This is a genomic window from Streptomyces sp. NPDC002680 (assembly GCF_042889145.1).
In the GTDB taxonomy this organism is placed as follows: Bacteria; Actinomycetota; Actinomycetes; order Streptomycetales; family Streptomycetaceae; genus Streptomyces; species Streptomyces adonidis.
The window spans coordinates 203003-216771 of record NZ_JBIAQP010000009.1; the positions used below are offsets into that span (position 1 = coordinate 203003).

A 13769-nucleotide genomic window follows, 5' to 3' on the forward strand; every position below is an offset into this window, starting at 1 on the left:
CGGGATGTCTCCACTCGTGCCACACCCGTAAGCTGCTGCCTCAGCCAGTTCGAACAGGGAAGCCACGGGGGTTGGCCCTGCGGCACTTTCACGAGGGAGCGGCTTCATGGCCAAGGACCTTGATGTCACATATCAGGACATGCGGGATGCAGCCAAGCATGTCGTGAAGGAGAAGGAAAAGCTCCAGGAGAAGCTGGACGGCCTGCGCAAGTACATCGCGAACCTGGTCGAGTCCGGCTACGTCACGAAGAGCTCGTCGAAGGCCTTCGACGAGAACTTCGAGGAGTTCACGCGCGGCGCGAAGGACACGCTGGACGGTCTTGACGGCATGGGTGACTACCTGACCATGGCCGCGGACAAGTTCGAGCAGATCGACGAGGAACTGGCGAAGTCGGCGAAGAAGTAGCCGAAGCCGAGGCGCGGTTCAGGGGCATGGCCCGCGAGGCGCCGGCCCGGTGCGGCAGCGTCGCTGTACGCACCGGGCCGGCGCCCGGTCGTGGTCCCGCCCCCGTCAGCCGAGGGGCTGCCGGAGCACGTACATGTGGAGTTCGCTGCGCAGCTCTTCCGTCTCGACCCGCAGCCAGGACCCGTCCCGGAAGCGGATCAGCAGCAGCCTCGTCTCGAACTCACCGGAGAACGGGTCGACGAGGGTCGCTTCGTCGGCGGACAGTCGGGCGACGATCTCCATGTGCTTCTCCCGCCCCACGCTGACCCGCCGCGGCGGAGCCGCCAGGACGATCCCGTCCTCGGTGGCGAGCAGCAGCCGCTGGTGATGGGTGGAGTGGCTGTACCAACGCAGCAGGAACTGCCCGGCGTCGGCGCCCCAGTTCCCGTCGAAGACCTTGTCGAGGCCTTGTTGGAGGATGGTGGCGTCCCGGCGCTTCTCGTCGTCCTTCTTGGCTTGCCACCGCTCCTTTTCTTCCTTGGTGTCAAGGGATCGCATGACTGCCGCTTCTATTTTGGCCAGAAGCTCGAAGAACATGATGACGGGTATGAAAGGGGCACCGAGCACCGCACCGACCATGCCCAGTGGGCGCATTCTGGCAGGTCGGAGCCGAGGGTTGGCGGCAGCCTGGAGTACCTCCGCCGGGGGTTGCGGGATCTTGTCGATCGTGCACCAGTCGCCCGCCTCGGCGTGGATGCCGAGACGGTCCGTTTTCACGTGCTGCTTGGCCCTACGTGTCACGTCACGACTCTCCTTGCCGATGCGGAAACAGGATCGGTGCGTCGAGAGCGTATCAACCAGTGGGAGTTAGTACTCATGGGGGACCATATCAAGGCGGATCTTGCCGCCATCAAAAAGTGTTCACGCGACCTGGGCAAGATCCATGACGAGTTCGAGCGGAACGGTAATCCCGCCGACGAGTATGGCCAGGCTGTGGGACACGGCGGGCTGAAAGATGCCTTCTCGGAATTCGGGGACACCTGGAAGAAGACCCGAAAGAAACTGATGAAGGAGCTTGAACAGCTGGCCGAGTTCACTTCGACCGCCGCCAAGGCGTACGAGGAAGTCGACCACAAGCTGGCAGAGGCCATCAGGGACGCCAAGGCGCAGAGCAAGGGGAAGAAGTGAGCAGGACGGATGCCGACTGGCCGCCGCTGTGGCATGACGACCCGACGCCGGGCGACCCCGAAGAAGTGGCCGAACTGGGGCGCAAGTTGCGCAAAATGGCCGAGATGATCGAGGAGCAGTCCCGGGTCATCAAGGCGCTTGCTTCCGTGGAGGGTTGGGACAGTGAAGCCGGCAGAGGATTCCACGAAATAGCCGGCGATACGTCGGACAAGCTCAAGAAGTCCTTCGAGCGCTACGACGAGGCGGCCAAGGCTGTCGGGGAGGACGTGCGCGAGGGTAGCTCGGACGAGTTCGCCAGCGAAATGCGCCGGGCGCAGCGAAAGGCGGACAAGGCGCTGAGCGATTATCGCGAGGCCAAGACCGACCATGACCTCGCGGAGCGCGAAGTACAGAAGTACACCGACAAGTATCCCACCCATAACATTCCCGCCGCGGAGAAGGACGAGTACGAGCGCTGGGAGAAGAAGCGTGACGACGCGCTTCATCGCATCGGTGGCGCACGGAAGCTGGTGAAGGAGGCCAGGGAGATCTATGACGATGCGGGGGACAAGGCCGCTCGTCATATCAGGAATGTCGTGCACCACGATGCGGTCCGGGACCCGGGCGGTTTCATGAACTTCCTTGCGGACTGGGCGGACATGTTGTCGAACATCTCGGCCGTCCTGTCCGTGCTTGCGGTGATCTGCGCCTTCGTCCCGCCGCTTCAGTTCCTGGTTCCCATATTCGCGACCCTTGCCGTGCTGGCCAGTGCGGCCGCGCTCGCAGGCCATGCGTACGACATGACAGCGCGCGGTGGGAAGGTCGACTGGCTGAAGCTGGGCGCCGATGCGCTGGGAGTGCTGCCCGGGCTTGGTGCGCTGAAGGGGTTCCGGGTTCTCAAGGGCCTCAAGGGGCTCTCGAAGGTGAAGGCATTCGGAAACTCGAGGATCTATGCGACCGCGCTCGACGGAGTCGGCCACAACTTCCTGAACGGGGTCAGCGTCAAGCTGGTCAACAAGGTTCTGGGCAGGACAGCGCGCAACGCGTTGATCGACGGCAAGAAGATCACCGGTGTGATCAAGGGAGCAGGCCTCGGGAGCGCCCTGCACCGGATGTTCAGCGGTGAGAACGGTGAGAAGACCGGGTACCAGGAACCGCCCAAGACCGCCACACCCGCTCCTTCCCCCGCGCCGCGCCCTGCTCCCAGCGCACCTCCCTCGACCACTCCCGCACCCGCTCCCACGCCGTCGCCCACGCCCGGACCCGCCCCGAGCGTCTCGCCGAAGCCGTTCAACGCGGCTCTGGCTGCCTAGAAAAGCGAGTCAGGAGGGCAGGTGTCATGAGCGATAGCAATGACTTCGGTGAATGGGATTTCATCGGACGCCGGGGCGGTGAGGTCGTCACCTTGGTGGGTGCCTCGGTGATCTCCGCTGTTCCCGAGGCGAAACAGGCAGCGGAGAAGGCCCGCCGGGAGCTTCGGTTCGACTTCCTGGACGACCGGGCGGTGCTCGCGCTGCTGCATCGGCGGCATGACGACGAAGAGGACATGTTCAAGGCCGGCCTCGTGCATGGAGTGCCCTTGGCGCTCGTGGGCTTCGGGGCCGCGATCTACTGGGGCGGAGTGGCGCAGTACTGGGAGACCGCCGCTGCCCGCACGGTCTATCTCGCGGTCGCGGCGGCCGTCGTAGGAGTTCAGTTCCTCTTCTTCGTACGAAGCGCGCTGTCGGTCTGGGGCGATCCGGTCCGGCAGAACCTGCGGGCCCGCGCGCGAAGTTACCGGGAGATCGCGCACATCGCCCGACGGGGAGGAGCCGACGTCCCGGCCTTCTACCCCCATTACGGCCCCTACCCCTTCGCGGCGAAATTCCATCCCGAGGTGGCCGATCGCGCACAGCCCGACGGCTCTGGCGGTTCTGGCGGTTCTAACAGCTCTGACGGCTCTGACAGTTCTGGGAGTGAAGGTTCGGATGACCACCACTGACACCGTCGACGAAGCCCGGCGCAGCCTCACGGGTGGTGGCGTGGAGGTTCGGTGGATCATGCCCGAGGGCTTCTTCGAGCTGCCCTTCGAGGCGGATGACCTGGACGAACTCGCGGACCAACTGGTCGAGTTGGCCAAGCGGACACTGCCCGGTGCCGATGAGGAAGTGCAGCTGCAGTGGGCTGCGATGTGCGCCGCGAACTACGACGACTTCATCGAGGCGGGCGTTCAGTACGCCGGCTTCGTCACGACGGAAGTCGACGGGGTGCGCTGCACGGCCACGGTGAACGTCAGCCTCATGGACCTGGACGAGCGGGCCGGCAGGAATCCGGCGGGCTTCATAGCGTCCACGATGCGACACTTGGAGCTCGGACAGGTCGGCGAAGTGAAGTTGCCGTGCGGCCCGGCGGTGACGTGCGTCGGCAACCGGTCCGCCGCCGTTGACGGCAGCCTGACGGAGTCCGGCCAGGACGAGCCGATATGGACCTCTTTCATACAGGTCCAGGTTCCGCTGGACAACGGGACCGTGCTGGTGCTGGAGATGGGAACGCCGACGATCGAAGGCTGGGACACCTTCTCCGCGATGTTCGCCGGCGTCGTGAAGAGCGTGCGCTTCTTCGACGACGAGGGAGCGCCCCTGGTGATGCCGGGGTGACGGAGTCAGCAGAGCCCGATGCCTCGCCTCCGGTGAGCAGCCCCTCGGGCGACCCGCCGGTGGGCCTCCCCCGGGACTACCGCTTGCTGGTTCCGCGGGAGTGGTTCCGTATCGACCTCACTCACGACCGCTGGCGTGCCCAGCTCAAGACCTTCGTGGACCACCAGGCGGCGGGCCGCCGTGTCACCGCGGAACTCACCCGGGGCGTATGGACCGCTCTGCGCAACACCGCGGAGGCCGGCCGGGCGCGCGGCGCCATGGAGTTCTTCCTCCTGACGACCTCCCAGGACGGCAGCATGCCTGTCTCCCTCCTTGTGTCGTTGATGCCGCTGGGCGAGACGCCGGCTGATCCGCAGAAGTACGCGGCATGGCTCGACATGCGCCGGCCCGAAGGCCGTGCTCGGGACCAGGTGTCGGTGGTGGATCTCCCGGCGGGCACTGCCGTACGGGTCCTCGGCGCCACGACGCTCGACGTCCACGTCTGTATGCCCGGCGGGGCGGGCTACTTGACGCTTTTCTTCTCGGCGCCGGTGGCTGGGATGTTCGGGCCGATGGAGCGGTTGTGCGATGCGATCGCGGGGTCGCTGCGGTGGGTGGTGTGAGGCTTCTCAACAGGGGGATCATGTCGGATCAGACTGCCGATATCTCGCCCATCAAGGAGAGTGCACGATCGCTCTCCAAGATCCACCGGGAGTTCAGCCGGAACGCGAATCCGGCTGACGGCCTTGGCCGCGATTTCCGTAGGACCGCGGAATCGATCAAGAAGCAGGCGGACGAGATCAAGGCACTCTCGTCCGTCGAGGCCTGGAAGGGCGGCCCGTGACCGCCCGGCGACAGAGGCGGAGGAGGGCGCGGACTACGCGCTGCCTTCCGTCACGTTGGACTATCAGGTGCAGGTACCGAGGGCCGAGGGCCGAGGCGATTCTGCTCCTCACCTTCTCCACCCCACTGATCCAGATCGCCGATGCCATGGTCGATCTCTTCGACGCGGTCGCCGGATCTCTCAGCTGGACGGACAGCGCATGAGCGAGCTTCGGGAATGCGGAATCGTCTGCCCGACGGACTGGGTGCCGCTCGCGATCGAGCCGACCGACGACGTCAGGCGGTGGGCCGGGAGTACGGCTGCCGAAGTCGGTGAGCGAAGTCGAGCGGCGGGATACGAGATCGACGCACAGGCTCTGGAAAAGGACCTCCGCAGGCGGGCCGAGGACAGCCGACGACGCGACCCCTTCTACGCCTTCGCCTTCTACCCCGATGGTTTTGACAACGCGTTGGGCACCCTGGAGATCGACCTCATCCATCCCGGTGCGTCGGTGCCCCGGATCACCCTGGACTGGCTGGCCGAGACCTTCAGCGCCCACGACTTCGGGCCACCGCTGATCACACGTACCGAACTGCCCATCGGTTCCGCGGTCCGCATCCGGCAGAACTTCGCCGCGGCCGGAGCCTCGCCACGCAGCCCGGGCGTCCTGCTGGAGACCCTCATGTAGGAGTGCTGCCGACGGGTGCCGAGAGCGCGGTGGTCTTCCTCATGTCCTGGACCGTTCCGGGCATCGCAGATGAGATGGAGGAGGCCGCGGCCGGCATGGTGAACACACTGTCGGTGGCGTGACAGGCCGGCGCGATGACCGGGGTGGCTCCGGTCCGAGTACGGGGGAGAACATGGCGGCGAACGTGTCCCCGGGCCGACGTACAGCCCGGGTCCGCGGACGATGGTTCCTGGCGGCGGATCGCGACGATCCGCTGGTCGCTCTGCGGCCTTGCGTGCGCAGGCGGCTCCGCAGGACTGGCCTGGCTCGTCCCCGTGGTGCCGCTGCCCAAGCCCGTCGGCGGCGTGGCTCTGTTGCTTGCCTGGATCGTGCTGCCGTTGGCGACGGCCCTGGCCCCCGCGCTGTGGCTGCGCAGGGTTCCGCGCAAGCGGCGAAAGGTCGCGTGGCAACTCATCGTGCCCGTGGCCGCGGGGGTGGCCGTGGGTGTGCTCGGGCAACAGGCGGGCGATCAGGCCGCTCTGGCGGACCGCGGCCGGTGGACCGAGGCCGTGGTGGTGCACAAGGAAGAGGGCAAGACCGACCAGTGCACGATGCGGATGTCCGGTGGGCACGAGATCTCGCCCTCGCTGTCGGAGGGAGACGGCTGCGGGGCTTGGGTGTCGAAGGGGGACACCCTGCGCGTCCGGTACGACCCCGAGGGCGCCGCCCGACCGGTCGAGGACGTGGACACGACCTCGTACGGGGCGCTGCTCGCGTCTCTCGTCGTGGCGGCCGTGGCGATGGGTACGTGGGGTGGCGTACGGCAGAGCCGATGGGACCGGGAGTACGACGCCACGGGTGAGCGGGGGTGATGCGCTTCGCGCGGGTGATGGCGGCGCGTGTGAGACGTCGGGCGGCGCGGCGGACGACCTGACACCTTTTGCGACGTTTGCGCCTGACCGCGACCCACTGACGAGACGAGAGCGGAGGGCGGAGACTGGATGGCCTCCGCTTCCGTGGCTCCTCAGCTCAGGGAATCCAGATCGCCAGGGAGTGCGCGAGGTTCTCCAGGTCCTCGGAGGCGCTCATGAGGCGCGGGATGTCCTCGGTCGCGGTCCACATCACGACATCGGCCCCGTGCTCCTCGACCTGCCACGCGTAGCGCACGCAGGCGAGCAGATGCGGCGAGTCGTCCTGGGGGACGTACCGGAAGGTCGTCAGGCCTTCCCCCAGCCGCTCCGCCTTGAAGGGCTTGACGACCGGAGGCTCGACGGCATCCGGGTCGTCCGCCAGGGTCAGCGCCCGCAGAGTCTCCTCGCGGGGGCGCTGTGCCGGCCCGATGGCCACACAGACGGGGATCGGGAGGTCGGTGGGGTGGTCGAGGTGGAGGAAGAGCCAGTGCTCCGAGTCGGGCGGGCAGAAGGATTCGGCGCAGCGGGCGAGGGTGACGGCGACGAAGTCCACGCCGTTCGGACCGGGGTCGAGCTCACGGTCCAGCCACAAGTCCTCGGCTGCTTCGTGGCACCACGCCTGGATGTCGTCCCACTCTTCCAACGGGGCCAGAGGCCCGCCGCGCGGCGGAAGAATGACCCACGGATAGGCATCGACGTGCTCGATGTCGATGATGGGCCAGAACTCGCTCATCCCTGCCTCCAGCGAAAGTTCGCCATCACGGCGTCGAACCATTCGACGAGGGCCTCGGCCAGCTCGTCGCGAGGGTTCCCGCCTCCGATGGTGGAGAAGGCGGCCACGAACCAGCGGTCGGGATCGCCCGGTACGGACACGATGTATTCCACTCGTCGGGAGGGCAGCTCCGCGCTCCGGTCCGGGTTGGCCGCAGCAACGTATTCGTGGCGCACTGCGAGAGCGCCGTCGATCTCTCCCGAGCTGAGATCCGCTCCGTCCACTCCGTCACGCGACAGCAACTGCACGGCTACGTCGGTTGGTTCACCGGTGCCCTTTACTCCGGAGCGCCGCGGGAGAAGGCTTTCCGAGACGAGGATCGAGGCGCCCAGGCTGAAGTTGAAGTCGCTGCCGCCCATGGGCTTCACCGGCAGGTAGAGGTCAAGGCCCTTGGTCTGCTGGGCCTGTGCGACGGCCCGCCGGAACCTCCGAGCAAGTTCCCGCTTGTACGGGCCGACCTTGTCGGGTGGCGCCTCCTTCGGGATTCGGGTGTAGGCGTCCTCCAGGATGCGGTGTACAGCGTTCTCGGTGCCGTGGCGCAGGGGGACCTGGGCCCACTGGTCTGGGAGGAGGAGACGGTAGCCGGTTACTGATGTGGTGGTTTGCTCAGTGGTCATGGGCGGCCTCCCTGCTGTTGAGGTACCGGATACCCACGAAGGCTCCGACGCTCGCGGCGACCGAGATCCAGAGGATCCACACGCCCTGGAAAACGGCGAAAGCCAGCCCGTAGAGGAAGTAGAAACTCAGCGGAATCCGGAGGAAATTACGCTCATCCGCGAGCCAGGCCCAGTCCTGCGGGCGCCGGGCAAGGAAGACCAGGATTCCTGGAGTGAGTGAGCACAGGGCCCACTCCCAGGTCGGCATCGAAATCAGTTCCTCGTCGAAGAAGTCCTTGGTCATCGGTCCGGCGAACAAACGCAGCAATGCCAGGATAAAGACCACTTTGACGGCTGCCATGCCGTACATAAGGCTCGGCGCTCGGAGGTCGGCCTGGTCGGCTTCCCCGTCGCGGGGGACGTCGGTCATCAGTGGGCTTCCTTCACCATTGCGAGCCTACGGGTGCGGTCATTCCGTCCTTCATCCTGCCGTACTCGCCACCGCTGATGGCGTCCCCGCTCTTGTCGGACACGTCCAGCACGGTAGACACACCCCACGAGCCCCGGATGGCATCCGTGTGGCGCGCGGCCTGTTGAGCGTTGTTGGCGAGGATGCTGCTGTCCGGGTACTCGTCCCGCAACTTGTTGATGTCCTTCATCTGGCGGCCGAGGGCCTTGTCACCCAGAGCATTGGCTGCTTCCTGTGCGCTGAGCTGGGGCATCTCGGCGTCGCGCACCTCATCGGAGGCTCGTTTCCCGACTGCGCGGTTCTCGCCCTCCATGCGCAGACGGCGAGCACGGGCCTTGTCGCGCGTCTTGCTCGACGTCCCGCCGCGCCTTCGTCCGGCGCGCGCCGCTGTGTTCCTCGCCCCCGCATTTCCCCGTGCGGCTTGCGCTGCGGCCTTGTCCTTGGCGAGTCCTGCCGCGGTCTTCCGGGAACTTGCCTGGAGAGCCTTGACGGCCTTGGCCGCCCTGATTCCGTTCCGTGCCATTTTGAGTGCGCCGATGTCCATGATGACGTCGAACCAGGAGCCGTTCCCGGTGAGCGCTTGTGTCAGGTGGATCAGGGTCACAGCGATGGTCAGCGCGAGTGCGAGAGGGCCGAGGAAAGGGAAGAACATGGCGGCGATACCCACGATCGTCGCGGCCCAGCTCAGATATTCGGCCCAGTCGCCGAGCCATTCGGCATCAGCCACCAACGCCTTGACGTCGTTCCACCAGCTGTCCTTCATGTCGTCGTCGATGGACGACCGGATCTTGCCCGCGAAGTGGCCGGCCCGCTCCTGGTAGTCGCCGGCCGCGGTGTTGACCCGTTTCTGCGCGTCTTCCAAGTCCTCCTTGGCGCGCTTGAGTTCGGGATCCTCTGCCGGGGAACCGCCGTCCTCCCCGCTTTCGCCGTCCTTCTTCTTGTCCGGGCCTGTCTTGTCGTCCGCCTTGGCTGCGTGACGGTCGATGATGCGTTGGGCGTCCTGGGCGTCACCGAGTGCCTTGTCGGCTTTCCGCTGGAAGTCCTCCAGCTCGTCCGCCCAGTTGGACAGGTGCCCCTTCACCTCGCGATAGCGGTCCTCCGCCTCGTCGAGCTTGCGGCCCAGGCCTCGGGCGTCTTCGCCGAGCTTCTCGGCGTACTGGCCCTTGAGGTTGTCGGCGTCGGCCATCGCGGTGAGCGCCGCGGCCTGCGTACGCAGGAACTCGGCGATCTTCTTCATGTGTGTGACCTGGCCACGGATGCCCTCGGGATCACCTGGCACGGGATCACTCTCGCGCAGTGGATGCCAGTCCTTCGGTCTTGCCATTTCTCCCCCAGAAGAAATTGTTCAGCCGGCGCTTATGGGACGTACGGCCCCTATTTCTTCTTTCCGGCCTTGGCCAGCTCGTCATCAAGACTCTTGAACGTGTCCCGAGTCCCCTCGACCATCTTTCCGACGGACTCCAACGACTCCAGCAGACGCTTGCGGTTGTCGTCCCAGTTGTCGATGAAGTCGGTCATGGCCTCCTTGAGTTCGGAGGCTCCGACGACCGACTTGATCTCGTCCTTCCAGTCGTCGAGGTTCTTGAACTCGCGCTGAATGGCGTTGAGTTGTTTTGCCGATGTACTGAGCAGGTCAAAGTCGACGATCAGGTCTGACATTGAGATTCCCCCTTTCCGGGTGCCGTTACGGTGTGCACATCTCGCTGCCCGGTTCGAGACGGACTCGGTGGTGACCCAGACGTCCTTCGCGTTCAGGGTCAGGCGGTTGATGTAGTACACGTACGAGTGGCGTTGCGGTCGACCTTGTTCATCTTCAGGAGCTTGTTGAACGCCTTGCTCTCGTCCGCGCAGAGCGTGACGGCGGCAGTCTTGTTGCCGGACAGGCTGACCGTGGGCGAGTAGTAGCGGATGGCGCCGGTGATGGTCGCGTCGTGATCCACGAAGGTCTGCACCTCCTTGAGGGCCGTGTCGTTGGTGACGTCGCCGGTCTTCCACTCCTCGAATGCTTCCTTCACATCACCGGGCAACGACAGATCGGGGTGGTCGCCGTCCCGCGACGGACTCGGCGAGAGTGGTGTCTCCGGGCTCCCGCCACCGACGTCGGCTCCGGCGTTCTTGCCGCCCTCGGTTCCACATGCCGTCAGCAGCAGGACTGCGGTTGAGGCGAGCGCGGCAGCAACGGGCAGAGCGCGGCGCTTCAAGATGGGCTCCCCGTGAGGCAAAGATTCAATCAAGAACGCTGACGGTAGCGGTGGGGCTGGAGGTTTCGCCAGTGCGAACCTGCTTGAGAACATGTGCGATTCAGGACAAAGAGGGGACTTGATGGTGGGCTCTGTTTCCTGATCGTGATCGTGTGCAAACGGGCGATGACCACCAGAGCAGGTGCTCTGGAGTGCCGCGTTCGGGCTGGCTATGCCGAGGGGGTTTCGATTCGCTATCGCGGCGCCTCGTGGCCCCGCCGTTATGCCGTCACCACCTGTACGCCGGCACCGGCGAGTGAGTCCGCGATGGCTCTCGCCTCGGGCGACCGGAACTCGATGGCTTCTCCTGAGTGAAGGAGTACGTCCACCGAGGGGGCCAGCCCGGCGACACTGCCGGCGACGAGGACCGCCCCCTGACCTCTGCGACCGGAAGGTCGAGCGTGGCTCCGTCCATTCCGCGAAGGCGAAGTGTCCCGGCATTGACTGCCAGGGCGCCGGTGCGCGAGGGACCGGCGTCCCAGGCTGCTGCGGTCGGTACCGCGTCCTGGACGTCCGGCTCGCCCAAGCCGTAGCACACCGGGTGCAGGACGGCTCCTGCCGCGAAGGCTGCGGTGAGGGAGTAAGTGCGCGGCGGAGTCGAGTTCGACTCGTTCACGCCGACGGGTGAGAACCACCTTGGGCAGTCCCAGCGCGAGGACGGTCAACGTCACCAGGCCCGCAAGGGCAATGCCGGGGACGTTCTCGGGGCGTACGGCGACGAAGACCAGGGGGACGATGGCGGCGGGGCTGAGGACGGCCGCATAGAGCAGCGCGGGGTGGATGCGTACGCTGCCCAGGACAGTCACGGGCGGCTCGGTGGCGGACGATAATGCCTGTGTGAGCCGCGTGCGATGTAGCTCCCGCCTGCGCGCACGAGCGCGGATCACTCGCTCCCGCTCGGACCAGCCGTACCGTCCGGCGTACTTCTTGATCGGGCTCCAGGCGAAGGCCTCTGCGATGACCAGGACGGGCAGGGCCGGTACCGCGAGGACGATGATCAGGGTCATGCCCCGTACGGGCGCCCCGGCGACGATCGTCACCACGCCCGCGCGCACAGGAGGAAGAGGGGAGCGCGGACCCGCGAAAGATCCTCACGGATCAACACGCCGAGCGCATCCGCCTGCTCACGCAACCGGGAAGCACCATCCGGCCACAGGTCCGCAGCGCCGGGGGACTCCGGCAGAGACGATGGGGCTCGCGGTGGTGAGGTCGTGAGTTCCTTGCGTGGCGCTTCGCTTCCGCCCCCAGGAGGGAATCCGCGGCCGGTTCCAGGGAGTGAACCGGCCGCGTCTGTCCGTCCGTTCAGCGGTTGACGGCCTGGATCTCCTGGACGGTGATCGCCTGTTCGCTGCCGAACGTGCCGTTCGGGAGGTCGCCGCCCGTGCCGCCTGTTCCGGTCCAGGCGATGTCCCAGGTGATGGTCGCCCGCATGTTGTACGTGCCGTCGCCCGAGGAGCGGAGGTACTTGAGCCCGCACGGTGGGGTCTGGGCCGACTTGCCCTGGGCATAGGGCTCGCCGATGGAGCCGTCCGCGTTGATGACGCACTCGCCGGAGGCCGGGTAGGTCTCGGCATCCTCCGTGCCCGGTTCCAGCTTCAGGGACACCGGCTTGGCGGTGGTCGTGGCCTGGATGTTGAAGCCCGGGGCGTTCAGGGCCGCCGTCGCCTGGACCTCGTCGAAGACGGCCTTGTCCAGCCAGGCCCAAGTCGGCAGGTTCACCTTGGTGTTGGCCGCCGGGGCGAGGGTGACCTTGGTGTCGGGGAGCTGCATGTGCTGGTAGGCGAGGCCCGCGAGTATCTCCGGGCTGATGGCTTCTTCGTGCTGGGGCGGCGGGGCTTCGCCGTTGTCGACCCAGAAGGGGAGGTCCGTGCAGGACGTCCGCTTGAGGACATCCGGCTCGTTGGGGTTCTCGACAGCGGCCCAGAACATCCCCTCGCCGTCCTTGTCGACGTTGTAGTCCTTGTAGCCGGGGGTGTCGGTCCAGCCGTAGTCGTCCTCGTAGTGGCGCTGGACCTCGCCGATCGCCGAACTCGCGGTGCCGCCCATGCCGGGAGTGTTCAGGGCCTCGTCGAGGTTCCCGGACATCTCCTTCTTGAAGTCCTTGGCACCGAGGTAGGGGGCGTACCAGCAGGCGGGTGGCGTCCAGTTGACGTCGGCCGACGTCACGTTGCCGGTGGCGCCGCCCTTGGCGACGGATCCGGAGTACTGGATCTTGGCGGCCGCGTAGATGCCTGTGCTGTCGCTGCCGCCCGTCTGCTCCGTGTCGCCGCCCTTTCCGTCGCCCACACCCGTTCCCGCGTAGGCGGATCCTGTGAAGGTGAGGGTGCTGAGAGCCAGCGTCAGCGCTGCTGTGGCGAGGCGTGGACCACGTGAAGCCTTCACTGGCACTTCGCCGCCTTCTCCTCGACGTACACGTTCGACGCCTGCCACAGGTCGGTACCCGTAGGGTGCTTGACCATGATGATTTTGAAGTAGCTGAAGTCTGTGATGCTGGGGTCGGTCGTCAGGACCTTCCTGGTCGTGACCTCCCTGCCGTAGAACTTGGTCGAGTCGGAGCAGAACGCCACTTCCACCGACTTGCCGTTCGCGGCGAACCGAGTGGTGGCGTCGTAGTGGCGCCGTGTGCCGGTGACAGTCCAGCCACCTTCGATATAGGCGTCGATCTGGGTGTTCGCGTACTTGAGACCGTCGCCGCTCGCGTAGGTGGCGACGGCTGCGCTCTTGGTCGTGCCCTTGTCGACGCCCTGGTAGATGGCCCGGATGTAATTCGCGGCATCATCCATCGCCGCCGCCTCGTTCTTGTTCGACGGCTTCGTCCAGTCGAAGACCAGGTTGATGTCCTTGGGCAGGGACAAGTCCACCCCGTCCGGCTTGTCCTCCGCCGCTGCTGCCGAGGGCTCCGCAGACTTCGTCGGGGTCGCCGTGTTCTGTTCGGCGCCGGCGATCTTGTCGTTGGCGGTGGACTCGTCGTCTCCGCTGCCGCAGGCCGTCAGTAGTAGGGCCGCTGTTGCGGTGAGTGCGGCAGCAACGGGCAAAGGGCGGCGCTTCAAGGTGAGCTCCCCGTGAGATGTCAATACAGGCGATACAACTGAGAGCCCTGACGGTATCTGGGGGGCTTGTGGTC

At 66.1% G+C, this 13769-nt stretch carries 19 protein-coding genes; 9 read left to right on the forward strand and 10 right to left on the reverse strand.

What is annotated here, in order from left to right:
- Nucleotides 1-106 precede the first annotated feature (106 nt).
- The gene (locus ACFYXF_RS24435; RefSeq protein ID WP_006380729.1) at nt 107-406 is read left to right on the forward strand and encodes a WXG100 family type VII secretion target; all 300 of its coding nucleotides are present in this window, start codon (nt 107-109) and stop codon (nt 404-406) included.
- Nucleotides 407-511: 105 nt separating this feature from the next.
- Here the strand turns inward: ACFYXF_RS24435 and ACFYXF_RS24440 are convergent, their stop codons facing one another.
- Entirely contained in the window at nt 512-1186 is a 675-nt protein-coding gene (locus tag ACFYXF_RS24440; RefSeq protein WP_389352301.1) for a hypothetical protein, read from the reverse strand.
- A gap of 75 nt (nt 1187-1261) precedes the next feature.
- On the opposite strand from ACFYXF_RS24440, the gene ACFYXF_RS24445 reads away from it, so the two are divergent.
- The 8 genes from ACFYXF_RS24445 to ACFYXF_RS24480 all read left to right on the forward strand — a co-directional run bounded on the left by ACFYXF_RS24445 (nt 1262) and on the right by ACFYXF_RS24480 (nt 6529).
- Nucleotides 1262-1573 carry a type VII secretion target gene (locus ACFYXF_RS24445; protein ID WP_006380709.1) on the forward strand — a complete coding sequence of 104 codons (312 nt, stop codon included), beginning with the start codon at nt 1262-1264 and terminating at the stop codon, nt 1571-1573.
- Complete coding sequence (locus ACFYXF_RS24450) at nt 1570-2865, forward strand: putative T7SS-secreted protein (RefSeq protein ID WP_389352304.1); 1296 nt, start codon at nt 1570-1572, stop codon at nt 2863-2865. Before ACFYXF_RS24445 ends, ACFYXF_RS24450 begins: the two co-directional genes overlap by 4 nt.
- A 26-nt stretch (nt 2866-2891) precedes the next feature.
- Nucleotides 2892-3533, forward strand: coding sequence for a hypothetical protein (locus ACFYXF_RS24455; RefSeq protein ID WP_389352306.1), 642 nt, complete (start codon nt 2892-2894; stop codon nt 3531-3533).
- The gene (locus ACFYXF_RS24460) at nt 3520-4188 is read left to right on the forward strand and encodes a hypothetical protein (RefSeq protein ID WP_389352308.1); all 669 of its coding nucleotides are present in this window, start codon (nt 3520-3522) and stop codon (nt 4186-4188) included. Before ACFYXF_RS24455 ends, ACFYXF_RS24460 begins: the two co-directional genes overlap by 14 nt.
- On the forward strand, nt 4185-4790 hold the full coding sequence (locus ACFYXF_RS24465; protein ID WP_389352310.1) for a hypothetical protein: 606 nt from the start codon (nt 4185-4187) through the stop codon (nt 4788-4790). The genes ACFYXF_RS24460 and ACFYXF_RS24465 overlap by 4 nt, the downstream gene beginning before the upstream one ends.
- 20 nt (nt 4791-4810) lie before the next feature.
- A complete protein-coding gene (locus tag ACFYXF_RS24470; protein ID WP_389352312.1) occupies nt 4811-5011 on the forward strand; it encodes a hypothetical protein in 201 nt (66 codons plus the stop codon).
- 199 nt (nt 5012-5210) lie between these two features.
- The gene (locus ACFYXF_RS24475; protein ID WP_389352314.1) at nt 5211-5678 is read left to right on the forward strand and encodes a hypothetical protein; all 468 of its coding nucleotides are present in this window, start codon (nt 5211-5213) and stop codon (nt 5676-5678) included.
- A 314-nt stretch (nt 5679-5992) separates the two neighbouring features.
- Complete coding sequence (locus ACFYXF_RS24480) at nt 5993-6529, forward strand: hypothetical protein (RefSeq protein WP_389352316.1); 537 nt, start codon at nt 5993-5995, stop codon at nt 6527-6529.
- Between the two features lie 157 nt (nt 6530-6686).
- Here the strand turns inward: ACFYXF_RS24480 and ACFYXF_RS24485 are convergent, their stop codons facing one another.
- The 9 genes from ACFYXF_RS24485 to ACFYXF_RS24525 all read right to left on the reverse strand — a co-directional run bounded on the left by ACFYXF_RS24485 (nt 6687) and on the right by ACFYXF_RS24525 (nt 13695).
- Nucleotides 6687-7301: a hypothetical protein gene (locus tag ACFYXF_RS24485; protein ID WP_389352318.1), complete on the reverse strand. Its 615-nt coding sequence runs from the start codon at nt 7299-7301 to the stop codon at nt 6687-6689.
- Nucleotides 7298-7957 (reverse strand): hypothetical protein, encoded by a 660-nt coding sequence (locus ACFYXF_RS24490; protein ID WP_389352320.1) that lies wholly within the window; start codon nt 7955-7957, stop codon nt 7298-7300. Before ACFYXF_RS24490 ends, ACFYXF_RS24485 begins: the two co-directional genes overlap by 4 nt.
- Nucleotides 7947-8366, reverse strand: coding sequence for a hypothetical protein (locus ACFYXF_RS24495; protein WP_389352321.1), 420 nt, complete (start codon nt 8364-8366; stop codon nt 7947-7949). Before ACFYXF_RS24495 ends, ACFYXF_RS24490 begins: the two co-directional genes overlap by 11 nt.
- A 13-nt stretch (nt 8367-8379) precedes the next feature.
- A complete protein-coding gene (locus tag ACFYXF_RS24500; RefSeq protein ID WP_389352323.1) occupies nt 8380-9729 on the reverse strand; it encodes a hypothetical protein in 1350 nt (449 codons plus the stop codon).
- A gap of 50 nt (nt 9730-9779) precedes the next feature.
- Entirely contained in the window at nt 9780-10064 is a 285-nt protein-coding gene (locus ACFYXF_RS24505; RefSeq protein ID WP_389352325.1) for a hypothetical protein, read from the reverse strand.
- A 98-nt stretch (nt 10065-10162) separates the two neighbouring features.
- Complete coding sequence (locus ACFYXF_RS24510) at nt 10163-10606, reverse strand: hypothetical protein (protein WP_389352327.1); 444 nt, start codon at nt 10604-10606, stop codon at nt 10163-10165.
- Between the two features lie 260 nt (nt 10607-10866).
- Nucleotides 10867-11700, reverse strand: a complete 834-nt coding sequence (locus ACFYXF_RS24515) for a hypothetical protein (RefSeq protein ID WP_389352328.1) — start codon at nt 11698-11700, stop codon at nt 10867-10869.
- A gap of 247 nt (nt 11701-11947) precedes the next feature.
- Complete coding sequence (locus ACFYXF_RS24520) at nt 11948-13027, reverse strand: hypothetical protein (protein WP_389352330.1); 1080 nt, start codon at nt 13025-13027, stop codon at nt 11948-11950.
- Nucleotides 13024-13695: a hypothetical protein gene (locus tag ACFYXF_RS24525; protein WP_389352332.1), complete on the reverse strand. Its 672-nt coding sequence runs from the start codon at nt 13693-13695 to the stop codon at nt 13024-13026. The genes ACFYXF_RS24520 and ACFYXF_RS24525 overlap by 4 nt, the downstream gene beginning before the upstream one ends.
- Nucleotides 13696-13769 lie beyond the last annotated feature (74 nt).

What these genes read in the sequence shown, in the direction of transcription:
- ACFYXF_RS24435 (WP_006380729.1), top strand. Translation starts at nt 107, where the DNA reads ATGGCCAAGGACCTTGATGTCACATATCAGGACATGCGGGATGCAGCC.
- ACFYXF_RS24445 (WP_006380709.1), top strand. Translation starts at nt 1,262, where the DNA reads ATGGGGGACCATATCAAGGCGGATCTTGCCGCCATCAAAAAGTGTTCA.
- ACFYXF_RS24455 (WP_389352306.1), top strand. Translation starts at nt 2,892, where the DNA reads ATGAGCGATAGCAATGACTTCGGTGAATGGGATTTCATCGGACGCCGG.
- ACFYXF_RS24460 (WP_389352308.1), top strand. Translation starts at nt 3,520, where the DNA reads ATGACCACCACTGACACCGTCGACGAAGCCCGGCGCAGCCTCACGGGT.
- ACFYXF_RS24470 (WP_389352312.1), top strand. Translation starts at nt 4,811, where the DNA reads ATGTCGGATCAGACTGCCGATATCTCGCCCATCAAGGAGAGTGCACGA.
- ACFYXF_RS24475 (WP_389352314.1), top strand. Translation starts at nt 5,211, where the DNA reads ATGAGCGAGCTTCGGGAATGCGGAATCGTCTGCCCGACGGACTGGGTG.
- ACFYXF_RS24485 (WP_389352318.1), bottom strand. Translation starts at nt 7,301, where the DNA reads ATGAGCGAGTTCTGGCCCATCATCGACATCGAGCACGTCGATGCCTAT.
- ACFYXF_RS24490 (WP_389352320.1), bottom strand. Translation starts at nt 7,957, where the DNA reads ATGACCACTGAGCAAACCACCACATCAGTAACCGGCTACCGTCTCCTC.
- ACFYXF_RS24495 (WP_389352321.1), bottom strand. Translation starts at nt 8,366, where the DNA reads ATGACCGACGTCCCCCGCGACGGGGAAGCCGACCAGGCCGACCTCCGA.
- ACFYXF_RS24500 (WP_389352323.1), bottom strand. Translation starts at nt 9,729, where the DNA reads ATGGCAAGACCGAAGGACTGGCATCCACTGCGCGAGAGTGATCCCGTG.
- ACFYXF_RS24505 (WP_389352325.1), bottom strand. Translation starts at nt 10,064, where the DNA reads ATGTCAGACCTGATCGTCGACTTTGACCTGCTCAGTACATCGGCAAAA.